24 protein-coding genes are annotated in these 24,894 nt (G+C 60.6%); 16 read left to right on the top strand and 8 right to left on the bottom strand.

Translation table 11 applies throughout. From position 1 onward, the window contains the following. Positions 1-17: 17 nt before the first annotated feature. The 3 genes from NA619_RS20930 to NA619_RS20920 all read left to right on the top strand — a co-directional run bounded on the left by NA619_RS20930 (position 18) and on the right by NA619_RS20920 (position 1,043). Positions 18-152: a hypothetical protein gene (locus NA619_RS20930; RefSeq protein WP_255963741.1), complete on the top strand. Its 135-nt coding sequence runs from the start codon at positions 18-20 to the stop codon at positions 150-152. Between the two features lie 45 nt (positions 153-197). Continuing rightward, positions 198-563, top strand: coding sequence for a hypothetical protein (locus NA619_RS20925; RefSeq protein ID WP_255963740.1), 366 nt, complete (start codon positions 198-200; stop codon positions 561-563). Positions 564-827: 264 nt separating this feature from the next. After that, a complete protein-coding gene (locus tag NA619_RS20920; protein WP_255963739.1) occupies positions 828-1,043 on the top strand; it encodes a hypothetical protein in 216 nt (71 codons plus the stop codon). A gap of 189 nt (positions 1,044-1,232) precedes the next feature. On the opposite strand, the gene NA619_RS20915 is transcribed toward NA619_RS20920, so the two are convergent. Both NA619_RS20915 and rfbD read right to left on the bottom strand, forming a co-directional pair. Then, a complete protein-coding gene (locus NA619_RS20915; RefSeq protein ID WP_255963769.1) occupies positions 1,233-2,396 on the bottom strand; it encodes an NAD(P)-dependent oxidoreductase in 1,164 nt (387 codons plus the stop codon). Between the two features lie 123 nt (positions 2,397-2,519). Continuing rightward, the gene (rfbD, locus tag NA619_RS20910; RefSeq protein ID WP_255963738.1) at positions 2,520-4,577 is read right to left on the bottom strand and encodes a dTDP-4-dehydrorhamnose reductase; all 2,058 of its coding nucleotides are present in this window, start codon (positions 4,575-4,577) and stop codon (positions 2,520-2,522) included. A 508-nt stretch (positions 4,578-5,085) separates the two neighbouring features. Here rfbD and NA619_RS20905 point away from each other — a divergent pair. Further along, the gene (locus NA619_RS20905; protein WP_255963737.1) at positions 5,086-6,120 is read left to right on the top strand and encodes an NADP-dependent oxidoreductase; all 1,035 of its coding nucleotides are present in this window, start codon (positions 5,086-5,088) and stop codon (positions 6,118-6,120) included. 116 nt (positions 6,121-6,236) lie between these two features. On the opposite strand, the gene NA619_RS20900 is transcribed toward NA619_RS20905, so the two are convergent. Together NA619_RS20900 and NA619_RS20895 are read right to left on the bottom strand one after the other, a co-directional pair. Next, positions 6,237-7,598 carry an esterase-like activity of phytase family protein gene (locus tag NA619_RS20900; protein ID WP_255963736.1) on the bottom strand — a complete coding sequence of 454 codons (1,362 nt, stop codon included), beginning with the start codon at positions 7,596-7,598 and terminating at the stop codon, positions 6,237-6,239. A 168-nt stretch (positions 7,599-7,766) separates the two neighbouring features. Further along, entirely contained in the window at positions 7,767-8,591 is an 825-nt protein-coding gene (locus NA619_RS20895; protein ID WP_336605474.1) for an aldo/keto reductase, read from the bottom strand. 608 nt (positions 8,592-9,199) lie between these two features. On the opposite strand from NA619_RS20895, the gene nirB reads away from it, so the two are divergent. From nirB to NA619_RS20875, 4 genes are all read left to right on the top strand, one after another. Continuing rightward, complete coding sequence (nirB, locus tag NA619_RS20890) at positions 9,200-11,758, top strand: nitrite reductase large subunit NirB (protein WP_255963734.1); 2,559 nt, start codon at positions 9,200-9,202, stop codon at positions 11,756-11,758. Next, the gene (gene nirD, locus NA619_RS20885; protein ID WP_255963733.1) at positions 11,758-12,144 is read left to right on the top strand and encodes a nitrite reductase small subunit NirD; all 387 of its coding nucleotides are present in this window, start codon (positions 11,758-11,760) and stop codon (positions 12,142-12,144) included. Before nirB ends, nirD begins: the two co-directional genes overlap by 1 nt. A 129-nt stretch (positions 12,145-12,273) precedes the next feature. After that, positions 12,274-13,089 carry a formate/nitrite transporter family protein gene (locus tag NA619_RS20880; protein ID WP_255963732.1) on the top strand — a complete coding sequence of 272 codons (816 nt, stop codon included), beginning with the start codon at positions 12,274-12,276 and terminating at the stop codon, positions 13,087-13,089. Between the two features lie 455 nt (positions 13,090-13,544). Then, positions 13,545-15,266 (top strand): bifunctional protein-serine/threonine kinase/phosphatase, encoded by a 1,722-nt coding sequence (locus tag NA619_RS20875; protein ID WP_255963731.1) that lies wholly within the window; start codon positions 13,545-13,547, stop codon positions 15,264-15,266. A gap of 13 nt (positions 15,267-15,279) precedes the next feature. Here the strand turns inward: NA619_RS20875 and NA619_RS20870 are convergent, their stop codons facing one another. Further along, on the bottom strand, positions 15,280-15,606 hold the full coding sequence (locus NA619_RS20870; protein ID WP_255963730.1) for a hypothetical protein: 327 nt from the start codon (positions 15,604-15,606) through the stop codon (positions 15,280-15,282). Between the two features lie 515 nt (positions 15,607-16,121). On the opposite strand from NA619_RS20870, the gene NA619_RS20865 reads away from it, so the two are divergent. The 8 genes from NA619_RS20865 (at position 16,122) to NA619_RS20830 (ending at position 23,457) form a co-directional block, all read left to right on the top strand. Continuing rightward, positions 16,122-16,430, top strand: coding sequence for a hypothetical protein (locus tag NA619_RS20865; protein WP_255963729.1), 309 nt, complete (start codon positions 16,122-16,124; stop codon positions 16,428-16,430). A 305-nt stretch (positions 16,431-16,735) separates the two neighbouring features. Beyond that, entirely contained in the window at positions 16,736-17,413 is a 678-nt protein-coding gene (locus tag NA619_RS20860) for a TIGR04211 family SH3 domain-containing protein (protein ID WP_255963728.1), read from the top strand. A gap of 627 nt (positions 17,414-18,040) precedes the next feature. Then, positions 18,041-18,892 carry an STAS domain-containing protein gene (locus NA619_RS20855; RefSeq protein WP_255963727.1) on the top strand — a complete coding sequence of 284 codons (852 nt, stop codon included), beginning with the start codon at positions 18,041-18,043 and terminating at the stop codon, positions 18,890-18,892. Next, positions 18,892-19,254, top strand: a complete 363-nt coding sequence (locus NA619_RS20850; RefSeq protein WP_122163893.1) for an STAS domain-containing protein — start codon at positions 18,892-18,894, stop codon at positions 19,252-19,254. The genes NA619_RS20855 and NA619_RS20850 overlap by 1 nt, the downstream gene beginning before the upstream one ends. Beyond that, on the top strand, positions 19,251-19,655 hold the full coding sequence (locus tag NA619_RS20845; protein ID WP_255963726.1) for an anti-sigma regulatory factor: 405 nt from the start codon (positions 19,251-19,253) through the stop codon (positions 19,653-19,655). The genes NA619_RS20850 and NA619_RS20845 overlap by 4 nt, the downstream gene beginning before the upstream one ends. Then, on the top strand, positions 19,652-20,662 hold the full coding sequence (locus tag NA619_RS20840) for a SpoIIE family protein phosphatase (RefSeq protein ID WP_255963768.1): 1,011 nt from the start codon (positions 19,652-19,654) through the stop codon (positions 20,660-20,662). Before NA619_RS20845 ends, NA619_RS20840 begins: the two co-directional genes overlap by 4 nt. Then, on the top strand, positions 20,655-21,512 hold the full coding sequence (locus NA619_RS20835; RefSeq protein ID WP_255963725.1) for a sensor histidine kinase: 858 nt from the start codon (positions 20,655-20,657) through the stop codon (positions 21,510-21,512). Before NA619_RS20840 ends, NA619_RS20835 begins: the two co-directional genes overlap by 8 nt. Beyond that, the gene (locus NA619_RS20830) at positions 21,499-23,457 is read left to right on the top strand and encodes a response regulator (RefSeq protein ID WP_255963724.1); all 1,959 of its coding nucleotides are present in this window, start codon (positions 21,499-21,501) and stop codon (positions 23,455-23,457) included. The genes NA619_RS20835 and NA619_RS20830 overlap by 14 nt, the downstream gene beginning before the upstream one ends. 18 nt (positions 23,458-23,475) lie before the next feature. Here the strand turns inward: NA619_RS20830 and NA619_RS20825 are convergent, their stop codons facing one another. The 3 genes from NA619_RS20825 to NA619_RS20815 all read right to left on the bottom strand — a co-directional run bounded on the left by NA619_RS20825 (position 23,476) and on the right by NA619_RS20815 (position 24,861). Continuing rightward, positions 23,476-23,682, bottom strand: a complete 207-nt coding sequence (locus NA619_RS20825; RefSeq protein ID WP_255963723.1) for a DUF3079 domain-containing protein — start codon at positions 23,680-23,682, stop codon at positions 23,476-23,478. Between the two features lie 97 nt (positions 23,683-23,779). Beyond that, positions 23,780-24,460, bottom strand: a complete 681-nt coding sequence (locus NA619_RS20820) for an RES family NAD+ phosphorylase (RefSeq protein WP_255963722.1) — start codon at positions 24,458-24,460, stop codon at positions 23,780-23,782. Further along, a complete protein-coding gene (locus NA619_RS20815; protein ID WP_255963721.1) occupies positions 24,460-24,861 on the bottom strand; it encodes an MbcA/ParS/Xre antitoxin family protein in 402 nt (133 codons plus the stop codon). The genes NA619_RS20820 and NA619_RS20815 overlap by 1 nt, the downstream gene beginning before the upstream one ends. Positions 24,862-24,894 lie beyond the last annotated feature (33 nt).

Raw genomic sequence — 24,894 nt, 5'->3', positions numbered from 1 at the left:
CACCAGTGAGGTTAGCCATGAACAGCACCGAATCCAAACCGGACGAAGATATGACTTCGCCGGATTATGACGAATACGGCGACGAGCCAAATTCTGCTGATACTTCAAGCACCGATGAACGCGAGGACCTGGACGAAAGTCCGCTCGGTTGAATGCCGTTCACCACCCTTCCCACACAGATAGATGAGTAGACGACCATGAATCGACTTTTCGACAAGACTGCACCACAGAACGTACATGGCTGGGAGCGCACCGCTTCGGTTGCCGGCGGCTTGATGCTACTTGGCAAGGGCCTACGCCGCGGCGGCCTCAGCGGCATGTTGCAGCTAGCCATGGGCGGAATGGCGTTAGCACGCGAAATGAGCGGCCGCTGTGAGGCCAAGCGCATCCTGACCGAAGGCGAACAGCAGGCGCACCATCAGAACCTGGCGGACAAACAGCGCTACAGCCACATGCCAATGGATTCCGAGGTGCATAGCCCGGACTTCTCCGAGCCTGAAGTCACCCTTCCAGACGCGACGCCCATGGGTCATGAAACCCACCCCGGTGAGCGTCGCATTTAAGCTGAAACACGGCTGCACTCAGGCGCCATGATCCGCCTCTGCAGTGCAGCCTTAGACAACATACAGCAAACATTTGATTGAGGCGCGAAGCCAGCGATTCGCCGGATCCGGTTAACAATCCCGGTCCCTTTTAGACGGCTCTGCTGCCTTGCAGCCTTGACCCCGCAAATCTGCCGCCGAACGGCAATTGCCGTTTATTTGACTCCGTGGTATCAATGCGCCGTGATTTTGTCACACCTCGAAACATCCTCAGGAAGAACATCGATGGACATCATAAAGGCAGACACCGAAAACACCGAGCAATGGGGAGTCGTCTACTCCTACGGCAGCGTGTTGGCGGTATTTGAAAACGAGCAGGACGCTCAGAACGAAGCCTTAGGCTTCGGCGGTGCGGTTGTGCAATTGGCGAAAACGCTTTGGAATACCATAAGCGAACCCGGTGCACTCGTATCGAACGGGGATAACGCTCGGCTCGTATAGCGCAGCGATCAAGCCAGATGGATGCCGAGTGGCGCGGCATCCGCTGGCTGTCGATGACATGAACATATTCTGTTCTGAATGGAGCTGTGCTTGATCAAGCCCCATGCCACATTGGTTTAGAGCGTGGCCAGCGCCCCTCTACTGAAACAGCCCAAGCCCCGCACCAATGTTCAGTTCTGTTTCAACGGCTTATTGCTGAGCCTGCTGAAGCATCCCGCTGCCTGAATGAATCGACTCGATCCGCGGGATCATTTTCTGCTGCTGAATAATGATGTCCAGCACACGACTCGGCTGCACTTCGATATCGTCGAAGGTGAGCAACTGACCCGGCTCGACAGCCCTTTTCAAAACGGTATTTCTCAGCAGGCCGATGGGCACATGGTTGAGTTCATCGACTAGCCTGACCGCTTCGCCACGCACGTCGAAACCACCGATACCACGGCTGATCATGTCGCCAGCTTTCATCTCACGCTTGGCGATAGCGGCAACACCCAATGTTGGCGTCACGGAGTTGTTCAACAACACCCCGCCACCGGCCAGCACCCGACGCACCGTCTTGCCGACTTCGAGCGAGCACAGGTGGAAGGGTCGGGTCAGCACATAGTAAGGGCCAGCGCCCATCTTGAAGTATTCGATTGCCGGCGCCTGATCCTCATCGTGTCGACAGACCAGAAATACACCGCCGGCCGAATAGCCGCTTGGCAACACATAATCGACGATGGGCTGACCGATCCCTTCGGCAATCAAGCCTAGTGCGTTGCCGCTGACGTTCAGATCCGTCGAAGCGACACCTTCGAGGCCACGCCTGGAGATCGTCGCGCCGAATCCATTACCCACCACAGCCTGCTCGATCTGCACCTTGGTGCCATCGGTGAACGAGGTGGTCTGTTCAATACTGGTGCCCTGACGCTTGGACCAGTAGGCCATGTCTTCGCGGCTCGGGTTGTGGTTCAGGTAACCCTTCATGTTGCCGTAGACAAGCGGCTGGAAGCCCATGAGCAACGCATCTTCACGCAGCGCCGCCAGGGATCCCGGCTGATCGCCTTCTGCTTCGGTCAGCAGGCCTTTGCCGGAAAGGTAGGAGCCGGTGGTTATCTGAAGCTCGGCATTGATGGTGACGACCGGAATCCCGGCTTCGAACGCACGCTCGATGACTTCCGTCCCGAAAAACACATCGCCCGTGCACTCGACGATTATGTCCGAATGCTCCAGCAGGTCATCGATGGAATTGGTCAACGCATCCCTGGCCGGGAAGTCGCGCATGGAGTCGATGCGTCTGCGGGTAAGGACGCGACTGATTGCCATGTCCTTGTAGTGCTGCATGATCAGGCGGACAAAGCAGTGCGAAATCATCCCTGTACCCGACACGCCGACTCTCTTGATTACTGCGTCCGTCATCACTAAATCCCTTAGTACTGTTGTGGCCCTAAGACCGTAACATTTAGAAAAATTTTACGACTCGACCGTTCGGTCTAATCAGATCTGGCTAACCGCTTGAGATACGTTCCGCTGTGCCGACTCGTCTCCGATGCTGAAGGGGTAAGCCCTGAACGGAACCCTGCTCGGCGCCGGTCCACAGGGCGCCGTTGGCACATCGCTCATACGGCGGATCACATGATTGAGCTCTTCACGCCAGTGCTTGGGGCGAATGCCGAACGTTGTCTCGATCAATGTGCAGTCCAGCACCGACCAGGCAGGCCGCATGGCTGCGCGCGGCAGTCGCTCACTGGGAACCGGTAGAACACGTGGAGCCTTGTCGATAAGCCCAGCCTGCTCTGCCTCCCGGAAGATCTCGGTCGCAAACTCAGCCCAACTGCACCAGGACGAACCGCTGTAGTGGTACAGCCCCCACCGAAGGTCACCGTCGCGGCAATAGCGCAGCGCGAGCTCGATGAATACCCGCGCGACACTGCGAGCACGCGTCGGGCAGCCGACCTGATCGCTGACAACCGAAATTTGCTCGGTCTTGCTTCCCAGATTCAGCATGGTCCTGACGAAGTTGTTGCCCCGCTCGCCGTAGATCCAGCTGGTCCGCAGGATCAGGTAGCGGTCCAGCGTCTGGCTGATAGCCGCCTCGCCGGCCAGGCGGGTCGTGCCGTAGACGCTGTTGGGCATCGGCTGATCGGTCTCACGATAGGGCGCTGTCCCGTCACCGGAGAAAACGTACTCGCTGGACAGGTGAAATAACGGGATGCCGAACTGCTTCGCAGCGATCGCCAGATTGGCGGCACCGTCGCGGTTTACCGCTTCGGCCTGCGCCACTTCCGCTTCGGCGTGATCCAGGTTGGTATAGGCCGCAGCGTTGATAATCAGGGCGGGCTTGTAATGCTCGATGGCCTCACGAATCTGCGTCGCCGAAGTGATGTCCAGCACTTGCCTCGTCAGCCCTATCGCTTCCAAGCCAAAGCTTGCAGCCTGGTTGAGGATGCAGTTACCCACTTGCCCACCGGAACCACAAACCAGCACCCGCATATTGGTGCGATCAGCCTTTGGGATCTTGTCCTCAAGCGTCGACGCTTCCACGGCTGGCGATGTCTCGACGGGTTTCACCTGAACGGCATCATCAGGCTTCTGACTCGACGGCTCCGGGCTCAATACCCGATAGGTCACACCGAGTGCTTCGACTGGGGCGTCCGCAGACTCCGGAGTCGGCTTGAAGCGGAAGCTCTCAAGCAGACCTTTGAAAACAATTCGGGATTTATGCGTCTGCCCCGCTTTGAACATCCGTACCGCAAGGATCAGACGCGACAGGAACACCGTTACCACGCGCCGACGGCTGTGGTAGCGACGCGCGATGAAGAGCTCGTTACGCACGAAATGACGGTGAAGAGCCGTTCGATTCGGATCGACCTCACGCTGGATACTGATCGAGCCACTGACCTTGCGCAGATGCCAAACCTTACTCGACGCAACCAGATAGCCGGGTGCGTCCTGACTGATTCGCATCGTGTACTCAGTGTCATCGCCCCACATGAACATCGGAGCCAGCGGCAGCCCATGGCGCTTCAGCGAAGATCGCGGAACAAGGATCGACACGTAGGTTGCAGGACGCACCGGGATCACACCCAGATCGAGCAGCAGCGGCCAGTTTTCGTAATCGACTTCATTCGTACGTGTATCGACGCTAGGCACGTTGGTCAGCAGGCCATCTTCGGTATAGGCCCGAGATAGAAGGAAGGAATACGGATGGCTCTTGGCCTGCAACCTGTCACCAGCATTGAGCAGTTCTTCCAGGGCATTCGGCTCCGGAATCACGTCGTCGTCCATCATCCAGATGTAGTCGGCGCCCTGCTGGTAGGCAATCCGGAAGCCGGCACTGAAGCCGCCCGACGCACCTGTGTTATGCGACAGGACGTACACTTTCAGGTTCGGGATCTGAGATTGCAGGAGCATCTCTTCGGTGCCGTCATTGCTGGCGTTATCGACAACGATGATCCCGGCGCAGGGGCGCGTCTGGGCGTTTATCCCGTCCAGGCAGCGCTTCAGCAAATCCTTGCGTTTGTACGACAGTACGACTGCGTATATCTGGTCCATTGCGGCGCTCGGCACTCGATCAGGTAGGCGGGAATACACTCAGGCAGTCAGGTGCCTGAACTCTGCAGCGCGTCTAGCGCGCCACATGGGCCGTCATGTGCATTGGCCATGACGCACTGCTCTGACCGAGGAACTTCGGAAGGGTTCAGCAACTTGCAACGAAATATGACAACTCTTCTTATCGCCCTCCAGAGCAGTGTTTTCGGGCTCTCGAGCCGAACCAGGCTAAGCCATCGGCATCGCCTGAAGCTGCATATTGAGCAGTGCTTAAGTCGTGTATGAACGCATGAAACAGCCGGTTTTTCGCATCCAGGGTTCGGCTGCGCTACTTCCAAACCGCCGAATGGGAGCCAGCAGTTCGGTATCTCGTATTAATCCAGGGCAGAGGGTGAGCGCATTCACGACAGAGCCCAGCCATCGGTAAATCTCCTCGCTCCAATTTATTGAACGCCCCACGCTTACCGCGCTCCCACACTCATCTGTCTTGATGACCCACGGGAGACACCGAATGACCCAGCAAGCGCAACACAACCGCAGCATCCGCCTCGCTTCGCGTCCGCACGGCGCGCCCACCGCCGAGAATTTCCGCCTTGAAACCGGGCCGGTACCAACCCCGGGCGACGGCGAGCTCCTGCTTCGCACCGTCTACCTCTCGCTCGACCCTTACATGCGTGGCCGGATGAGCGCAGGGCCGTCCTATGCGCCACCGCTGGAAATCGACGACGTAATGGTCGGCGGCACGGTATGTAAAGTCGTCGAGTCACGCCACCCGGACTATAAGGAAGGCGAATGGGTACTCAGCGGCAATGGCTGGCAGGACTTCGCCCTGTCCGACGGCAACGGCCTCCTCAAACTCGGCGCTGAAATGAAGCATCCTTCGCACGCACTTGGGGTGCTGGGAATGCCAGGCTTTACTGCCTACATGGGCCTGCTGGACATCGGTCAGCCCAAAGCCGGTGAGACGCTGGTGGTCGCCGCCGCAACCGGGCCGGTGGGCGCCACCGTCGGCCAGATCGGCAAGCTCAAAGGTTGCCGCGTAGTGGGCATCGCTGGAGGTTCGGAGAAATGCCGGCATGCGGTGGAGACACTGGGCTTCGACGCGTGCATCGATCACCGTGCCGACGATTTTCCAGCGCAATTGGCCAAGCAGTGCCCGGACGGTATCGATGTGTATTTCGAAAACGTCGGCGGCAAGGTCTTCGACGCCGTATTACCACTGCTCAACACCAGCGCCCGGGTTCCGGTCTGCGGCGTAGTCGCGCAATACAACAGCACCGACCTGCCGGATGGCCCGGACCGCTTGCCCTTACTGCTCGACACCCTGCTGAAGAAGCGCATGCGCATGCAGGGCTTCATCATCTTCAATGACTACGGCCACCGCTACGACGAGTTCGCCCGCGACATGAGCGCGTGGTACGCGGAGGGCAAGATCAAGTACCGCGAACAGATCGTCCAGGGCCTGGAAAATGCACCCGAGGCACTCATTGGCCTGCTCGAAGGCAAGAACTTTGGAAAGGTCGTTGTCCAGGTAGGCGAGGCTTGATTCGGCCAAGCCAACCCATGCTTGTGCGGACGCACGCCCCTATCTGCTGCTCGTGACGTCACTTCGCGAGCAGCAGGCGATTCTCGCGTTGCCAGGCTATTGCCTGGCAGCTGCGTTTAGCCTTGGGTTGATGCGCCTGACACCTCACACCGGCGCGCATCCCGGGCCTGCTGCAGATGCGGTGGCCGAACCCCGGGGATCGGCTTGGCGAGACGGATTTTCAGGAACTCTGTTACGTCCGCGTTGAGCCCACGACCTCCTCCATAAGGGAAGTTGTTGTCGTTGGTCACCAGCAAGGTGCGCGAGTCCAGCGGCAGCACGCTTTCGATGGTTACGTAGGGGAAGGTAAACGAGCGCTGGCCGTCGCCGTTCAGGTCATCCGGATCGGCGAGCTGCATGAGGTCCACCACTTCGGTCTTGCGCACGGTCCCGCCGCTTGCGACACCGCGTGTGTCGATCAAATAGATCTTCTTGAATGGAGTGCCATTGGTAGCGGTCGCGCCGTTGCGCTCGATGATCAGGAAGCGGGTCTCGTCTATTGCAGTCATGTCGCCGATGGCGTGCTCCGGTGCCTGCATACGGTAGAAAAAGACCTTGCCGGTGTAGCGCTCCTGGTCGATATCGAATTCGTTGATGCGCAGTGTGCCGGCCGGATCGCCATTGACCGTTTTCTCCAGCAGGGTATAGAGCCGATCACCACGCGGGTTGATGGCCATCCCCTCGAAGCCGCCGGAGCCACCGAGGTTCGCGGTCGCTCGCCCCGCCACCACATCCTTGTGCTGCGGCGCGTATACGCCGGACAACGAAATGGCGCTGCGCGTTACCGTGCCGGACGCGTCGGTCTTGAGCAGATAGGGGCCAAACTCGTCGCCAAACCACATTGCGCAGTTCTTGTCGCGACGTACCGACTCGATGTCCAGGTCAGCGCCGGTGAGCAGTCGCCCAAACTCGATGTCGCTAGCGACACGGGGCTTGGAGCCATCGTTGTAATAGAAGCGGTAGTCGGCCTGGATCGGCAGATCGAGCTTCTGGTTGATGTCATTGAGGGTAAGGCGCGAGGTATGAGTAAAGCGTGCCAGTGCTGCACCGCTGAGGTAGTCGCTGGCGCTGACCTTGCCGCTTCCGCCCGTGGCGGTACGGAAATCCGGGCGCACGCTATAGAGCCGCAACAGTGTATCGGCGGAGTTGCCCTGAGCACCGAAGCCGTTGTCGGTCATGAACACGAAGCTGTTCTCGTCAGCACCCGGCAGCACTGCGGAGAACCCCTGCACAGGCTGCAGATTTTCGTAAGGCGGCTGAAACGTGCCGTAGGGGTTGGCGCTGGCCATCTGGCCCGAGGTTGGACCATCAGAGAAGGTGTCGGCAGGCAACATCGCCCAACCCACCAGGATGTTGCTGGCAGCCATGACGGGCGCAGAGAAAACGGGTGGAAGGATTGCAGCGGCAATCGCCAGGACGAGCGGCTTCGGGAATCGCATGGGGCAGGATCTCCATCCGGTGGAGCCGGCACCACGCGATGCGCACGGTGCTGCGGCGTCAGACGGATACCCTAGAAACCGACTGTGTCAGGAGTATGGCGCTTGCCAAGCCAGCCGACGGAAGGCTGTCGCCGCTTCGCTGGCCCCATCGCCGCATGGTTGCGCCGCTCAGGCGACCTCATGACCTCTGGCCGCTTCGGCAAGGTGGAACCAGGTGGACGTGTCCAGCTGCAGATGCGCCCCTTGCAGTGCTTCATCGATGCGGTCCCAGCGCAGGCTGCCAAGAATCGGGACCGGACTGCCCGGCAACTTGCGCACCCAGGCAAGCGCAACCTGATTGGCTGTCGCGTCGAGCGCTTCACCCACTTCATTCAGCACGGTCTGCAACGCTAGCGCGAAACGTCCCCCGGCCATCGGGGACCATGCAAGCACCTGCAATCCCTCACTCTCCATGCCGTGCAAGCGACCGTCCCATGCGCTGGTTTGCGCCTGCAAAGACAGCTCGATCTGGTTGCAGCGTAGCGGCAGTTCACGTGCCAGGACCTGACACTGCAGCAGCTCCGCATTGGAAACGCCGAGCCAGCCGACCTTGCCACTGCTGACCAGATCATCAAGGGTCCGTGCGACTTCATGTACCCGCAGCAAGGGGTCCGGCCGGTGCAACAGAAAGCCGTCCAGACGCTCGACGCCAAGTCGCGTGAGCGTGCCCTCGACCGCTTCGACGAGATGGGTCGCCTCGGTGTTGTAATGCTTGACCTTCCACCGCGAGCGATCCTGATCGGAAGGCACGATATCGGCCTTGCCGATTAACTGGATCTGTTGGCGCAGGCCAGGGTTCAGCTTCAGCGCAGCGCCGAAATGCGCTTCGCACTCCCCGCCACCGTAGATATCGGCATGGTCGAAGCCGCTCAGGCCGCGCTCGACACAACGCTCGATAAAGCTCAGCAAGTCCTGGGGTTGTGCCAGCTCGGCGTACTGCATCAGACGCATCATGCCGAGCAATAGAGGTTGTTCGATGACCTTGTTCAAGTGATCTCCAGGATTCGTCAGTTAGTAAGGGCAGCAGCAAGATAAGCACGCTGCACCGGCAAGTCGTGTACTGACCGACTACCGGAGCGCAATGTTCGGCTACAGGCCAAGAGGTTTGCCATATCGCCCCAAATAAGGGAACCGGTCTCTTGCACCGCACCCTTCTGGGTCAATGGCGCACCTCTGCAGGCGGAACCGCACGGGATGTCTACGAGAGCCATTGGTGGGCTGAAGCCCACCCTGCGATAGGCCGCCGCTTGTGTAGGGTGGGCTTCAGCCCACCAATTATCTTGCAGCGATTCCCTTCACATTCACCCTCACCCGCCGCTGGCATGCAACCTGCTATGTCACCTGCAACGCCTGCCGACCGAATCGGCAGAGCCTCCCGGGGTCATCGACGACCATCAGCCGAACGGCACGGGACAGGGTGCGTCGGGCAACGTCGCTCGAATAACCACCCCTTAAAAATTTCAAGTACCAGGCAAAGGCGCCTGGAGCTGCCCGACAGCTCCAGGCGCCTTTTTTGTTTTTGTACGACGACGCCGTAATTCGGCATCGACGGAGGACCAGGCATGAACGCAATCGTCACCCCGATCAAGAGTGAAACGCTGGTCGTAATCGGCAACGGCATGGTGGGTCACCACTGCGTCGAACAGCTGATCGAGCGCGGCGCATTGGGCCAGTATCAGCTTCATGTCTACGGCGAAGAGCGCCAACGCGCCTACGACCGCGTGCATCTCTCCGAGTATTTCGGTGGTCGCGACGCTGACTCCCTGGCCATGTGCGACGCCGATTACTACACCAGCCACGGCGTGAACATTCACTTGGGAGTGCAAGTGCTGGAGATCGACCGCGAGCGCAAGGAAGTGGTCACCAGTGAAGGCCGCCAGGCCTACGACAAGCTGATTCTGGCAACCGGCTCCTACCCCTTCGTACCGCCGATTCCGGGCGCCGAAGGCAATTCGCGTCTGGTCTACCGCACCCTGGATGACCTGGACGCCATCCGCGCCGCTGCCAGCAATGCCAAACGTGGTGTCGTGGTTGGCGGTGGTCTGCTCGGCCTGGAAGCGGCCAACGCACTCAAATCCCTTGGCCTTGAAGCCCATGTGGTCGAGTTCGCGCCGCGCCTGATGCCCGTTCAGCTGGATGAAGAAGGCGGCGCCGCGCTCAAGGCCCGGATCGAGGCGTTGGGCGTCGGTGTGCATCTGTCCCGCGCCACGCAGGAGATCGTCATCGGCGAGGAATATGCCTACCGTATGGCATTCAATGATGGCGACTTTTTGGAAACCGATCTGATCGTTTTCTCAGCAGGCATCCGCCCGCAGGATGCCCTGGGCCGCAGCGCCGGTCTGGAAATAGCGCCTCGCGGTGGCATGGTGATCGACGGCGACTACCGCACCAGCGATTCCTCTATCTTCGCCATTGGCGAGTGCGCATCCTGGAACGGCATGGTGTTTGGCCTGGTCGCGCCCGGCTACACCATGGCGCGAAACGTCGCCGCCCTGCTCACCGGCGAGCCGCACCAGCCATTCAGCGGCGCGGACATGTCCACCAAGCTCAAGCTGCTCGGCGTCGATGTAGGCTCCATCGGTGATGCCCAAGCCGCCACGCCTGGTGCGAAGAGCTACCGCTTCATCGACGAGGCCAACGCCAGCTACCGCCGTCTGGTGCTGTCCGAAGATGGCAAGCGCGTCATCGGTGCCGTGCTGATCGGCGACAACAGCTACTACGACACCCTGCTGCAGTACGCGCAGAACGGCATCAAGCTGCCGGCCGATCCGTCCGCCCTGATCCTGCCGCTGTCCGATGGCGCACCGACCCTGGGCGCCGACGCGCTGCCAGACACCGCCACGATCTGCTCCTGCCATAACGTGACCAAGGGCGCGGTGTGCTGCCAGGTGGACGCCGGCATCACCGACCTCGGCGAGCTGAAAGCCGCGACCAAAGCCGGCACCGGCTGCGGGGGTTGCAACGCGCTGCTCAAGCAGGTCTTCGAACATGAGCTGACCGCCCGTGGCGTCGAAGTCGACAAGAGTCTGTGCGAACACTTCGCTCACACCCGCCAGGAGCTCTACGGCATCGTCCGCGTCGAGGGCATCATCAGTTTCAACGAGCTGCTGGCCAAGCACGGCCGCGGCCACACCGGTTGCGACATCTGCAAGCCAGCGGTGGGCTCGATTCTCGCGTCCTGCTGGAATCAGCCGATCACCGATCCAGGGATGATTCCGCTGCAAGACACCAACGACACCTTCATGGCGAACATGCAGAAGAACGGCACCTACTCGGTGGTGCCGCGCATCGCCGGCGGTGAAATCACGCCGGACAAGCTGATCGCCCTCGGCGCCGTCGCCAAGAAATACGACCTCTACACCAAGATCACCGGCGGCCAGCGCATCGACCTGTTCGGTGCGCAGCTGCATGAACTACCGGATATCTGGAGCGAGCTGATCGAGGCCGGCTTCGAAACCGGCCACGCCTACGGCAAATCCCTGCGCACGGTGAAATCCTGCGTCGGTAGCACCTGGTGCCGCTACGGCGTGCAGGACAGTGTCGGCATGGCGCTGCGTCTGGAGGATCGCTACAAGGGCCTGCGCTCGCCACACAAGATCAAGTTCGGCGTGTCCGGCTGCACCCGCGAGTGCGCCGAGGCGCAGAGCAAGGACATCGGTGTGATCGCCACCGAGAACGGCTGGAACCTGTACGTGGCTGGTAACGGCGGCATGCGTCCGCGCCACGCCGAACTGTTCGCCACGGATCTGGATGACGAAACCCTGATCCGCTACATCGACCGCTTCCTGATGTTCTACATCCGCACCGCCGACAAGCTGCAACGCACCTCCGTGTGGCGTGAATCTCTGGAGGGCGGCCTCGATTACCTCAAGGAAGTCATCATCGATGACAGCCTGAACCTCGCCGCCGAGCTTGAAGCGCAGATGCAGCTGGTGGTCGATCGGTACGAATGCGAGTGGGCCAACGCCATCAAGGATCCGGAAAAGCTCAAGCGCTTCCGCACCTTCGTCAACGACCAACGCGGCGATCCGGACATCCATTTCGTCAAGGAGCGCGGCCAGCGCCGCCCCGCCCACGCATCCGAACTTCACCTGATTCCCGTCACCGAGGAGGTGCTCTGATGAGCCAGCCCAACGCCGTCCGCATGCAACCGAATGAGTCCGTCAGCTGGCGGGCACTGTGCAGCCGCCGCGACCTGGTCGCCAACTCTGGCGTGGTCGCTTGGCTAGACGGTGAACAGGTCGCACTGTTTCACCTGCCCGAAACCGAGACGGGCGAGCAGGTCTTCGCCATCGCCAACAGGGACCCGAAATCGGGCGCCAATGTCATAGGGCGCGGCATTCTGGGGCAACTCAAGGGCGACCTGGTCATCGCCTCACCGCTGTACAAGCAGCACTTTCGCCTGGCCGACGGCAGCTGCCTGGAATACCCGGAACAGCAATTGCAAGTCTGGCCCGTGCGCTTCAATGGCGATGCGGTGGAAATCGCCGCGGCGGACGGGGCATGAATTTGTCGGGCTGATCATTCGGCCAACAGCGCGGCAGACGGCCGAACACGTTCGGCCTACGGAACTACATACGCGGATTTCTAAGGCCGAAATCATCGGCCAACAGCCACCACACATTGAGAATCAGAAATGTCCTATCTCGTACCTTCGGAATTCGTCACAAAGATGGTCGATGCGGGTGAGTCGAAAATCTTCATGTCCACCCGTGACACCCTGATCCGTGCATTCATGGCGGGCGCCATCCTGTCGCTGGCCGCGGTATTCGCCGTGACCGTCACCGTGCAGACCGGCTCCCCGCTGGTCGGGGCAATGCTGTTCCCGGTGGGCTTCATCATGCTTTACCTGATGGGCTTCGATCTGCTGACCGGCGTCTTCGTGCTGACACCGCTGGCGCTGCTGGACAAGCGCCCTGGGGTCACGGTCGGCGGCATTTTGCGCAACTGGGGCCTGGTGTTTCTCGGCAATTTTGGGGGCGCACTCACCGTGGCGCTAATGATGGCCTTCGTCTTCACCATGGGCTTTTCCAAGGAGGCGGGACCGGTTGCCGAACGCATCGCTCACATTGGCGAAGACCGGACGCTGGGTTATGCCCAGTACGGGTTGGCCGGCTGGTTCACCATCTTTCTGCGCGGGATGCTGTGCAACTGGATGGTATCGATGGGCGTGGTCGGGGCGATGATCTCCACCTCGGTGAGCGGCAAGGTCATCGCCATGTGGATGCCGATCATGCTGTTCTTCTTCATGGCCTTCGAGCACTCGGTGGTGAACATGTTCCTGTTCCCGTCGGGGATGCTGCTGGGCGGTGAATTCTCGATCATGGATTACATGGTCTGGAACGAAATCCCCACAGTGCTCGGCAACCTGGTGGGTGGTTTGGCCTTTACCGGCCTCACGCTATACACCACCCACGTCCGGACCGGCGCGAAGCGTGCGCTGGTGCGCTGAGACAGTCGGTCGCCATACGGGTCAGGTTGGGAGCTTGGAGAGAGGTGGTTGATGGCGAGCACCAGTGCGCGCCGCCCCCTCACCCCAGCCCTCTCCCCAAGGGGACAGGGAGTGAGGACCGCGGCCACCGAAAGGGCAAAGTTCAGCGCCTCTACCTTCGCAGGCCCGGCCACACTCACTTCAGCCAGCTCGAATCGCCGCGCCTTCGGTGGAACAAGCAGAAAAGACGGCGGGCATCGACCGCGCGGATGCAACGCCTGCACCTTACGCGGGCAAAACCACACCCGGTTCAGCCAGCTTGGACTGCCCCCTCTCCTTCCGGGAGAGGGCTGGGGTGAGGGGCTTCGGAGTTAGATGATCAGCGATCTTCCCTGCGGGCAAGAACCGAAGCACCATCCAGCCCATGTGCCCAACCTCAGCAACCCAATCGCAGAGAGCCCGCCCGGCTACAGCAAATGAGCAGTCAACTCAAGGTTACGGTGGGCCAACACACCGACAAGGGGCCGAAGGAAACCAATCAGGATTTCCACGGCGTCTACATTCCAAAAGAACCGCAACTGAGCAGCAAGGGCATCGCCATTGCCCTGGCGGACGGGATCAGCAGTAGCGCCGTCAGCCACATCGCCAGCGAGTCGGCCGTCACCGGATTCTTTGCCGACTACTACTGCACCTCCGACGCCTGGTCGGTGAAGACTTCCGCCCAGCGGGTGCTGATGGCGACCAACTCCTGGCTCCATTCCCAGGGCCAGCAAAGCCCCTACCGCTTCGATCCGGATCGCGGCTACGTTTGCACCTTCAGCGCGATGGTCATCAAGTCAACCACTGCACACTTCTTCCATGCCGGCGACTCGCGCATCTATCGCGTGCAGGGCTCAGCGCTGGAACAGCTGACCAACGACCACCGCATGTGGGTCTCCGAGGACAAGAGCTACCTGAGCCGCGCAATGGGCATCCATCCTCAGCTGGATCTGGATTACCGCGCTGAGCCGGTGGAGGTCGGCGACACCTTCATTCTCGCCACCGACGGCGTTTATGAGTACGTCAGCGCGTCTTCGATGCTCGGCGCCATTGCGCACAACCCGAATGACCTCGATGCAGCAGCCCGGGCCATCATCGACCAGGCGCTGGATCAGGGCAGCGGCGACAACCTTACGGTGCAGATCCTGCGCATCGACGCGTTGCCCCTGCAGGCCGCCGATGAGCTCTATCAGCAGATGACCGAGCTGCCCTTCCCTCCTATTCTCGATGCCCGTGCCGCGTTCGACGGCTTCACCATCGTGCGAGAAGTGCATGCCAGCAGCCGCAGCCATGTGTATCTGGCCACCGACGATGAAAATCAGGCGCCAGTGATCATCAAGACGCCTTCGATCGACCTGCAGCACGACGTGCAATACCTTGAGCGCTTCCTGACCGAGGAATGGGTCGCGCGGCGAATCAACAGCGCGCATGTCGTGAAGCCGTGTGCGCAAACCCGTAAGCGCAACTATCTATACAGCGTCACCGAGTTCATCGAAGGTCAGACGCTGACCCAGTGGATGATCGACAACCCGCGCCCGGATCTGGAAACCGTACGTGGCATCGTCGAGCAGATCGCCAAGGGCCTGCGCGCCTTCCACCGACTGGAGATGCTGCATCAGGATCTGCGACCCGAAAACATCATGATCGACGCCACCGGCACGGTGAAGATCATCGACTTCGGCTCCACCCGCGTCGCCGGCATCATGGAGATCGCATCACCCATCGAGCGCAACGATCTGCTTGGAACGGCGCAGTACACCGCGCCGGAATACTTCATCGGGGAAGCCGGCAGCACTCGCTCCGACCAATTCTCGCTGGCGGTTATCACCTACCAGATGCTCACCGGGAAACTACCCTACGGCACCCAGGTGGTGCGCTGTCGCACCCGGGCGGCGCAAAACAAGCTCATTTATCAGCCTCTGCGCGAGCACGACCGCGGCGTCCCGGCCTGGATTGATGACGTATTGCGCAAGGCGCTGCACGCCGATCCCTACAAGCGCTATGAGGACCTGTCCGAGTTCATCTTCGAATTGCGCCAGCCCAGTCAGGCCTTTCTGAACAAAGCACGCCCGCCGTTGATGGAGCGCAACCCGGTGCTGTTCTGGAAAGGTGTGTCGCTGGTGCTGGCCGTGGCGGTGGTCGTGCTGATGCTTCGCTGAGCGCTGCCGGCGATCAGTCCGGGCGCTGCGGCGCATAGACGTTGAGCGCAGGATCGGTGATCCCATCTTTGGAAGGATCGAGAATCCAGCGCAACTGAATCACCAGCTCTTCGCAGTTTTCCCCGCGCTGCAGCCAGTCCTGAAAAGCGATTCGTGCGGCGGCCAGCGCCGTATTGGCCACCTGCTCGGCCTCTGCCGTTGGCTCGACGGGGTGCCACTGATCGAATACGGACTTGAGCGCATGCTGCCCTTCCTCTGCACCCATCTCACCGTCCGCCCAGCGTGAGGTGATGTCCTGCGCTTTCTGCAGGGCGCTTATAGTGGGATTCGACGCTTCCATCTTGGACTACCTCCAGCGGGTTCTTGTCTGGATTTGAGTTCGGCGGCGTCTATGAATTCGCCTCCGCCGATCAGCAAGCCAGACGTGAGCGCCTGCCGCCCGCCCCGGATCGCTTGTATACGTTCATATCCATTCGACGGCCCTTATCGTGGGCAGGATTACGGATCATCCACTTGGTAGGCAGTTGCCGATTGCAGGTGCATGCGCCGTAGGCCTGTCCTGCGCCACTCTGCTGGGGGTCCACACTGGCGGAGCAGACAGGCAACAGCACGCCAAGCGATAGCCAGGCGCTCGCCAGAGCGGGAGCCAGCTGACCCATGCAGCAGCCACGGCGCAACCGGAACCGCGCTGGCCCATCAGGTCGATGAGTCCGAACCACCATCGCCGGTCTGTCCGGACTCGGGGCGAGTACCTTCTGCTATCAACCACTACGCCGCGCCGTTGATCCGCGCAGCGACGATGAGTGCCGCGCTTGAGGGTCCATCTACTAGCGTTCGACTTTGCAGGAATCTGCCATGTATCTGATCCAGCTGTTGCTCCCCCTTTATGACAATGATGGAGCGGCTTTGCCGAAGTGCTTGTTCGCTGAGATTCGTGATGAGCTGGTCCAACAGTTCGGCGGCCTGACCGCCTACACCCGCGCGCCGGCACGTGGGCTCTGGTGCGAGGACAATGACCAGACCGTACGCGACGACTTGATCATTCATGAGGTAATGGCCCCGGCACTCGATCGCGAATGGTGGAAGGCCTATCGGACTTCGTTGGAAGTCCGTTTTCGTCAGGAGCAGGTATTGATCCGTGCGCAGCAGGTCGAGACGCTTTAGCCCGTCCGCCAGGACTCACCTATGCGGGACGATGGGCGAGACGTCAGAGCACCCGGTCAGCGGTTCAGAAAATAATGAACATTTAATGAACCCCGGCACATTTGCGCTGTCATTCCAATCTGCAACAACACCCAGGCCTTTTGCCTGCTGTAGGGAGATTACATCCTCCCGCTCACGACCAGCCGTATCCGGCGCGCCTGCCATTCGAGTCAGTTACAGCAGGCTGTTGGCATTCGCCAGCTCCGGATCCGCTTATGTTTCGGCCCGTTCATCTGGGCCTTCATCCAGTCAACGCGAAGAACACCATGTCCTTATCTCGCCACCTTGTCGCCCTCTTATCCCGTTTTTCCTGGTCCTCCTCTCAGCGCAGCGCTTTTCGTGCTGGCCTGTTCGGCACCTTGTTGGCCGTCATCGTGCCGGCGCAGGCACAGCAAGCGACCAGCGAACGCTGGGTCAGCGACAGTTTGAGCACTTACGTACGCAGCGGTCCCACCGACGGATACCGCATCGTTGGCAGCTTGATATCCGGTCAGAAGGTCGAACTGCTCGAAACCCAAGGCGACTACAGCCAGGTGCGCGGTGAGAACGGAGATCGCGTGTGGATCCGCAGTAGCGATCTACAGGAAGTGCCTGGTCAGGCTGAGCGCCTGCCGCAGCTCGAGCAGCAGGTCACCGAGTTGAGCGAAGAGCTGAAGACCATCGACGACAGCTGGAAAGCGCGCGTTCAGGGCATGCAGGAAACTCTAGACTCCCGCAAGGCGTTGATCGATGAGCTGGAAGCACGTCGCAAAGCGCTGGACGAAGCGCTGACCGCCACTGAATCGGACCTGCGCGACGCCGAAGCGCGGCTAGGCGATGAGAACAACCAGGTGCTGATGCGCTACATGGTCTACGGCGGCAGCATCGCCGGTGCGGGCCTGCTGGCGGGCCTGATCCTTCCTGCCATGACCCGTGGCCGCAAGCGCAACGACCGCTGGTTCTGAGGCCTGCCTGGTAACGTCTCGCGCCTGTGCGGTGGCTTGTTTGCGTTGAAATGTCGAATGCGCCGGTTGCGCCTGCCCTAGGCGCGTCGGATGCGATGGCGCGGGCGCCCTGTGCCCAGAATCGTCTCGCAGCCGAGCCTGTTCAAAGTTCCAGCCGGGACTGACGCGATCGTCAGGACTGCCATGGCGTACCTCCCAAGTCACGCGTAGCAAGCCGCATCGCTGCTGACTTGCTTTTATCCCCACTCAACGTGCCAACTAGAGGCGCGTTTTGAGCCGTAGCTGCGAGCCGCCGTTGCGAGATTTTCGCGTGCCGCAGGCCGCTCTATTGAGCACGAGGCGCGGATGGAACAGTGCTTGACCGTTTCCATCAGTTAAGGCGAAATGCCATCGCTTTATCAAAGCACTGATAGCCTGAAAAGAGACGCACGTATCACGGCTGCCAAGCCGAGATCCTTGGCGTATCCTGCAAGCAGACCAGTGTTGACCTCATCCATCATGGTCAAGGCACGTTTCCCTCCATTTCGTAAGTTTTAGCCGGCGTTACTTTTGTTGGCAGGCTGGAACGTCGCTACGCAATCTGAATCAAATCCGACTATCGCTGCATCGCCATAAGGAATAGCGCTAATGGCTTCATTGCAACAACGCACTTTCAATGTCATTGCAAATAATGAACAGGAACTACTGGCCAACTGGTCCAGCGAGCTCGAAGCGAGCGGTATGTACCGTAACGTGAAGGTCGATGAGTTCCGCCAGCAGACTGCTGACTTCATCCGGCTGCTGGTTTCCGGTGCCAGCCAGACGGAATCGACCAACCTCCGGTCGACAACATGGGACGACATGCGTCAGTTCCTGGACCAGCTCTCGCACAGCCGCGTGTTGCTGGGCTTCGACTCGCAGCAGACAGCGGGCTTCATCTTCTCCGTCAAGCGTCCGCTGATGCTGATGTTGCAGAAGGAATATGCCGATGAGCCGGCCATCCTGGCCGAACAGCTCTGGGCGCTGTCCGAACTGATCGATCAACTCGGCCTGGAGACCGTACGTGCCTTCCAGAAGTCACGGGAATCGGTCATCAAGCGCCAGCAGGAAGAACTGCTGGAACTGTCGACGCCCGTCGTCAAACTCTGGGACGGCGTTCTGGCACTGCCGATGATCGGCACACTCGACTCGCAGCGTACCCAGGTGGTGATGGAGTCGCTGCTCCAGCGCATCGTCGATACGGGTTCGGAAATCGCCATCATCGACATCACCGGCGTGCCGACCGTCGACACCCTGGTAGCCCAGCACCTGCTCAAGACCGTCACGGCAATCCGCCTGATGGGCGCAGACGCCATCATCAGCGGCGTACGCCCACAGATCGCGCAAACCATCGTGCATCTGGGTCTCGATTTGCAGGGCATCGTCACCAAAGCCACGCTGGCTGACGCGCTGGCGCTCGCGCTGCGCCGTTCGGGGCTGACTGTCAGCAAGGCCGTGTAATGGAGCGCATCCCCATATTGCAGATGGGCGAGTTTCTACTCGTCACCATTCAGGTCGATATGCACGACCAACTGGCAATGACGCTGCAGGATGATCTGGCCGAGCGCATCAGCGCCACTTCGGCTCGGGCCGTGCTGATCGACATTTCCGCGCTGGACATGGTCGATTCGTTCATTGGCCGGATGATCAGCTCGATCTCCGGGCTCTCCAGCATCATGGACGCCGAAACCGTGGTCGTTGGCATGCAGCCGGCTGTCGCGATCACACTGGTTGAACTCGGCCTGACACTTCAGGGCGTGAGTACCGCGCTGAACGTCGAGCGTGGTATGCAGCTGCTGCACAAGCGGATGGCTGCTAAATGACCATTCGCTCCAGCGGCAGCATTGCGGTACGCATCGAACAGGATGTGGTGATTGCTCGTCAGGCGGTCCGCAAGCTGGCGCAGGACGGTGGCATGCGCCTGATCGATCAGACCAAGCTGGTCACCGCAGTCAGTGAGCTGGCGCGCAACACCGTGGTCTACGGCGGCGGCGGCGATATGGATTGGGAAGTTATCGACGAGGGTCCACGCACTGGCATCCGCCTGACGTTCCGCGATCAGGGCCCCGGCATTGCCGACATCAAACTGGCGCTGACCGATGGCTGGACGTCCGGTGGCGGCCTCGGGCTTGGGCTGACCGGAGCCCGGCGCCTGGTCGATGAGTTCGAACTCGACAGTACCCCCGGCGTAGGCACTCAAATCAGCATTACCAAATGGTCATGAATCTTAGCGGGTCAATGACCACCGCGCTGGCCATCGAAGATGACAGTCAGGTGGGCCATGCGCGCCGGGTGGCCCTGGGGCTGGCATCGAAGTTGGGTTTCAGCGAGGTCGATGCCGGGCGCGTAGCGATTGTCGCCACGGAGCTGTCGACCAATCTGCTGAAGCACGCTCGTCACGGGGCTTTGCACCTGCGCGCAATACCGGCGCAGACCGGAAGCGGCATCGAACTGATCGCTGTGGATCGCGGGCCGGGCTTCGACGCGGCACGCTGTCTCGCCGATGGCTTTTCTACCGGCGGCACTCCGGGAACCGGCCTTGGCGCACTGACGCGTCAGTCACAGGTATTCGACATCTACTCCGATAGCAGAGGCGCTGTGGTAATGGCGCAGCTGTTTCCGCGCCATGTCTCGCCTTGCTCACTTCGCTTCGGCGTCAGCCAGCATTCGCTGAAAGACGATCCCGCCTGTGGGGATGTCTGGCACCTTGCCGTCAACGGCTCGCAGCTCAGCGCGCTGGTCATAGACGGTATCGGACATGGCGAGGATGCCGAACGTGCTGGCTTGGCGGGCGCTGCGGCCTTCGCAGTCGAACCCTTTGCCGACCCCGCAAGCAGTCTGCAAGACATGCATCAGGCCATGAACGGAACCCGAGGCGGCGCGGTAGCCATTGCACTCTACGATGCAGCATCGAGCAATCTGCGTTTTGCAGGCATCGGCAATATCGGCGCCTGCCTGATTACGGCCGAAAAGAGCCGCGGGCTCGCATCACATCCCGGCATCGTCGGCTCACAATTTCGCAAGGCGCAGGTATTCGATTATCTGGTCGAGGAAGGTCAGTTGCTGATCATGTACAGCGATGGACTGCAATCGCGCTGGAACCTGCGCGACTACCCTGGCCTGGTGCATCGTCACCCGGCGATTATTTCAACCCTGCTGCACCGCGATTTCTGTCGCGGACGCGATGACGTGACCGTAATGGTGATTTCGCTGGAGACAGTTCGTGACTGATCCGACCTTGAGCGACCTGGAGCGGCTTCGCCGTGAGAACGAGTCGCTGCGCGCCGAACTCGATGAAACCAATCAGGGCGTGCTTGCCCTTTATGCCGAGCTCGATACCCAGGCGGAGCAACTGCGCCAGGCGTCGGATCTGAAAAGCCGGTTCCTGTCGTACATGAGCCACGAATTCCGCACACCGCTGGGTTCGATTCGCAGCATCACCCGCTTGCTCAGTGACGAGCTGGATGGCCCGCTCAGTTCCGAGCAGCACAAGCAGGTCCTGTTCATCAGCAGTGCCGCCGGTGAACTCAGCGACATGGTCGACGACCTGCTCGATTTGGCGAAAATCGAGGCCGGGCGCATCACGATCTCGCCGGCCTGGTTCGACATGCTGGACCTGTTCTCGGCGCTTCGTGGCATGTTTCGCCCCATCGTCGATGGCAATGCGGTCGACCTGATCTTCGAAGAGCCGCAGGACATGCCACGGCTCTACACCGACGACAAGAAGCTCGCGCAAATTCTGCGAAACTTCATCTCCAACGCCCTCAAGTTCACCCAGCAGGGCGAGGTTCGTGTCTCGGTTCATCCCGAAGGCAGCGGGGAGGTCCGTTTCGCAGTGTCCGATACCGGCATCGGTATACCCGAAGAGCTGCACGGCAATCTGTTCGAGGACTTCGTCCAGATCGACAGCCCATTGCAGAAACGTCTGCGAGGGACAGGGCTTGGCTTGTCACTCTGCAAACGCTTCGCGGAGTTGCTGGGTGGCCGCGTCGGTGTCGAGAGTACGCCGGGCTCCGGCTCGACGTTTTTTGTGATCATTCCCGTCGCCATTTCCACGGAGCCGGTTGATGGAGACAAATAACAGGCTGCTAATCGTCGATGATAATGCCGCGACCCGTTACGCAATTCGCCGGGTGCTGGAGCGGCACGGATACGAGGCGCTTGAAGCCGGGACCGGGACCGAAGGGTTGGGACTGATCGCCAATGAGGACATCGACGCGCTGATTCTGGATGTGAATCTGCCGGACATGAGCGGGTTCGACATCGTGCGCCAGCTGCGTAGAGACGACAGCACGCGCCTGCTGCCAGTCATTCACGTATCGGCCGCATCGATCCAGACCGGCGACATCATCACCGGCCTGGACGCAGGCGCAGACGCCTATCTGATCCATCCGGTCGATCCGGATGTTCTGCTCGCGACGCTGCGAACCCTGTTGCGCGTTCGTGATACCGAACACGCGCTGCGTGAGAGCGAAGCGCGCTTTCGTGACATCTTTTCCCAGGTTGCAGCACCGATTGCCGTGATCGACCCACAACTCGGCATTCACGAGCGAAACCCTGCGCTTTCATTGTTGCTGGGCGATCAGCCTGACTCGTCGGCGCTGACCGCCAGCCTCGCGGAGGGTCAGGACGCCAAACTGATCGCACTGCGTGAAAGTCTTGCCAGTGGCATTCGTTGGCAGGGCATGTTGATCATGAAAGTCGCAGGCCAGCGGCGTGAAACCAAGTGGCAGGTATCGCCCTATCGCGCTGCTGAACTCGGCCTGGTAGTGATCGAGGACGTCACCGAGCAGCGTCAGCGCGAACGCTCGCAGCGGCAACAGCTGGACAACGCGAACACCGAACTCGCCCGCGAGGTCGCAGAGCGCGTCCGCACCGAAGAGCAGCTGATGCAGGCCCAGAAGATGGATGCGCTGGGCAAGTTGACCGGTGGCATCGCACACGATTTCAACAACCTGCTGACCGGGATCATTACCGGCATCGAACTTCTCAAAAGGCGCGTTCACGAGGGCCGCACCGATGCGGTCCTGCGATTCGCCGACACCGCGCTGAATTCCGCGCGCAGCGCCGCTTCGATGACCAATCGGCTACTGGCGTTCGCCCGCCAGCAGCCGCTGGATGCCCGCCCGGCTGACCTCAACGAGCAGGTACGTTCGCTCGAAGAGCTTTTGCAGCGAACCATCGGCGAGCAGATTTTATTGAACCTGCGGCTCAGCGATGAGCCTGCCGTTGCGCAGGTGGATGCCAGCCAGCTCGAAAGCGCCATTCTCAATCTGGTGATCAACGCTCGAGACGCCCTACCCCGCGGCGGCAGCATCACAATCAGCACCGCTGCTCTGCAGTCCCAAGGTGACCTGGACCTGGCCGACGGCAACTATGTGGTGCTAACTGTGAAGGATGACGGCGCCGGCATCCCCCCGGAGATACTCAGTAAGGTTTTCGACCCCTTCTTTACAACCAAACCGCTTGGGCAAGGCACGGGCCTTGGGCTGTCGTCGATATACGGATTCGCCCGCCAGTCAGGCGGTGAAGCGAGGCTGAGCAGCGAGGTCGGCCGGGGCACCGAAGTGTCGCTGGTGCTCCCAGCGGCGCTCGCCCTGGACACCGTCTCGACAACGGTTAGCGACCTGCCACTGGGTAACGGCGAGCACATCTTGATCGTCGAGGATATGCCCGCCGTACGCATGCTGGTCGCCGAAATGCTGGGGGAAGCTGGTTATCGTTGCAGCGAGGCCGGCGACGTTGCCACCGCACTGACCGTGCTGCAGAACGATCCCAGCGTTGATTTGCTCCTGACCGACGTAGGGCTGCCGCAACTCTCCGGGCGAGAGCTAGCCGACATGGCGCGGGTGCACCGCCCGGCCTTGCCGGTGCTGTTCATGACCGGCTATGCCGAGAATGCCGTCCGCCGCGACCGATTTCTCGCCGAGGGGATGGACATGGTGGTCAAACCGTTCCAGATCAACGATCTGCTGGTGAAAGTCCGCGCGATGCTGGACCAGGCGTCTAGCGAGACGGGGCACTAAAACGCCCCGTTCCAAGGCTTAGTCGCGGGTTTTGGCTGCCTTGTCGGTGGTGATCAGATCACCCCAATCACCGTACTCGTACCAGTCATCCCCCATCATCTCTGCTGGATGCTGCGTACGGCCAGCACCATTGCCGCAGGCCAGCGAGTCGGCCGGACAATAGCGATCGCAGCCCCAGCAGATGCGCTCAGGATGTGGCGGATTCAGCGGAAATTTCTTGGCCATGGCGGCCTCGGACGTCTGGTGGTGAATGAGCTCTCAGGCTAACCACCGACGCCCTCGATAAACTTGATCAGACTCAAGATCAACCGACCCGAAAGACTCAGACCTTCACCTCGGTAAGTTCCATGACATGAGTGATGGCCCCCGCCTTGGCATCCCATACGTAACGAAAATGAGCGCCCTGTACCGGCAGTGAAACCGCCTGGGGGCGAAACGCCGCAACGCATTCATGACCTTCGAGCCGAACGCTTCGGTAGAGCAACCCCCAGGTCTTGCCGTCGCGCTGCTCGCGCGCAAAGGCCTGGCTGACGGCATAGGTCGTGAGATCGGGCTGATGAAGCTCCGGCCTTTCGCGTACGTCCAGCAGCGGCTTGACCACTCTGTTCACATAAGCCCGCATGGTGATCTCGACGTTCGCCTCGCGGGTTGCGGCGAGAAATCGCTCCTGATGAAACTTGGTTTCGGCAATGGCGGCATCGACCGAGCTGGCGCAGTAGTAGACGCCATAGGTGCCATCGGTAAAGCGGCTGAGATTGCCGATATGGGTGAAGGCGGCCATTACCGCCGTAGACCCCGGCCCGCTCACACGATCTCCAGGTGCCACTCGCTGCAACATGCCCGCCTCCTCGCGCAGGCGATCATTGGTCATCGCCTCGATGGCGAATGCCATGTCCAGATCATCCGGATCGAGTGTGTCCTCGAACACGCCCAGCGGCGGAAATGAGCTGTTGATCAGCCGATACGCCTTTCGCCACCCCGGCAGCACCTCTTGCGGCGGCATCAGCCCCGCACTCCATCCAGGTAGCGACGCACATCTGCAAGATCCACTACCTGGCCACCCAACATGTAGTCGAGGGCACTCTTGCCATTGAAGGGCGCGGCGTCGTTGGGTTTACGCACCCACTCGTAGGCACGTTCGGTCTGGTTGCTGAAGATGATCCGCAGCGCTTTGTGAATACCCATCAGGTAGGAGATGCGCTCCAGGGTGTCCCGCGGTAAACGCACCTCCGGCAACTTCTTGTATTTGAAGTACGTGGTATTACCAACCGACCCCAGAAGTACGCGCTGCTGTTCGGCGCTGCACTTCCACAATCCCATGAGATTGAAGAAGAACGTCAGCGCCACTCGGCCCGCATCGGGCGAGTTTATGTCGGGCTTGCTGACCGCCTGTTCGAGCTTCATTTGGACTCCGGCTGGGTAGTTAAACTAACCATA

Origin of the sequence: Stutzerimonas stutzeri, assembly GCF_024448895.1 — a bacterium.
GTDB lineage: Bacteria > Pseudomonadota > Gammaproteobacteria > Pseudomonadales > Pseudomonadaceae > Stutzerimonas > Stutzerimonas stutzeri_Q.
Note: the sequence above shows the minus strand (reverse complement) of the source record. Positions and strands in the feature narration are given on the sequence as shown.

Excerpts from the sequence above, each read along its gene's own strand:
- nirB (WP_255963734.1), top strand. The coding sequence starts at position 9,200 with ATGAACGCAATCGTCACCCCGATCAAGAGTGAAACGCTGGTCGTAATC.
- NA619_RS20880 (WP_255963732.1), top strand. The coding sequence starts at position 12,274 with ATGTCCTATCTCGTACCTTCGGAATTCGTCACAAAGATGGTCGATGCG.
- NA619_RS20900 (WP_255963736.1), bottom strand. The coding sequence starts at position 7,598 with ATGCGATTCCCGAAGCCGCTCGTCCTGGCGATTGCCGCTGCAATCCTT.
- NA619_RS20855 (WP_255963727.1), top strand. The coding sequence starts at position 18,041 with ATGGCTTCATTGCAACAACGCACTTTCAATGTCATTGCAAATAATGAA.
- NA619_RS20865 (WP_255963729.1), top strand. The coding sequence starts at position 16,122 with ATGTATCTGATCCAGCTGTTGCTCCCCCTTTATGACAATGATGGAGCG.
- NA619_RS20875 (WP_255963731.1), top strand. The coding sequence starts at position 13,545 with ATGAGCAGTCAACTCAAGGTTACGGTGGGCCAACACACCGACAAGGGG.
- NA619_RS20895 (WP_336605474.1), bottom strand. The coding sequence starts at position 8,591 with ATGATGCGTCTGATGCAGTACGCCGAGCTGGCACAACCCCAGGACTTG.
- NA619_RS20870 (WP_255963730.1), bottom strand. The coding sequence starts at position 15,606 with ATGGAAGCGTCGAATCCCACTATAAGCGCCCTGCAGAAAGCGCAGGAC.
- NA619_RS20845 (WP_255963726.1), top strand. The coding sequence starts at position 19,251 with ATGACCATTCGCTCCAGCGGCAGCATTGCGGTACGCATCGAACAGGAT.
- NA619_RS20920 (WP_255963739.1), top strand. The coding sequence starts at position 828 with ATGGACATCATAAAGGCAGACACCGAAAACACCGAGCAATGGGGAGTC.
- NA619_RS20930 (WP_255963741.1), top strand. The coding sequence starts at position 18 with ATGAACAGCACCGAATCCAAACCGGACGAAGATATGACTTCGCCGGAT.
- NA619_RS20925 (WP_255963740.1), top strand. The coding sequence starts at position 198 with ATGAATCGACTTTTCGACAAGACTGCACCACAGAACGTACATGGCTGG.
- NA619_RS20825 (WP_255963723.1), bottom strand. The coding sequence starts at position 23,682 with ATGGCCAAGAAATTTCCGCTGAATCCGCCACATCCTGAGCGCATCTGC.
- NA619_RS20830 (WP_255963724.1), top strand. The coding sequence starts at position 21,499 with ATGGAGACAAATAACAGGCTGCTAATCGTCGATGATAATGCCGCGACC.
- NA619_RS20815 (WP_255963721.1), bottom strand. The coding sequence starts at position 24,861 with ATGAAGCTCGAACAGGCGGTCAGCAAGCCCGACATAAACTCGCCCGAT.
- NA619_RS20850 (WP_122163893.1), top strand. The coding sequence starts at position 18,892 with ATGGAGCGCATCCCCATATTGCAGATGGGCGAGTTTCTACTCGTCACC.
- NA619_RS20915 (WP_255963769.1), bottom strand. The coding sequence starts at position 2,396 with ATGATTTCGCACTGCTTTGTCCGCCTGATCATGCAGCACTACAAGGAC.
- NA619_RS20820 (WP_255963722.1), bottom strand. The coding sequence starts at position 24,460 with ATGCCGCCGCAAGAGGTGCTGCCGGGGTGGCGAAAGGCGTATCGGCTG.
- NA619_RS20860 (WP_255963728.1), top strand. The coding sequence starts at position 16,736 with ATGTCCTTATCTCGCCACCTTGTCGCCCTCTTATCCCGTTTTTCCTGG.
- NA619_RS20840 (WP_255963768.1), top strand. The coding sequence starts at position 19,652 with ATGAATCTTAGCGGGTCAATGACCACCGCGCTGGCCATCGAAGATGAC.
- nirD (WP_255963733.1), top strand. The coding sequence starts at position 11,758 with ATGAGCCAGCCCAACGCCGTCCGCATGCAACCGAATGAGTCCGTCAGC.
- rfbD (WP_255963738.1), bottom strand. The coding sequence starts at position 4,577 with ATGGACCAGATATACGCAGTCGTACTGTCGTACAAACGCAAGGATTTG.
- NA619_RS20905 (WP_255963737.1), top strand. The coding sequence starts at position 5,086 with ATGACCCAGCAAGCGCAACACAACCGCAGCATCCGCCTCGCTTCGCGT.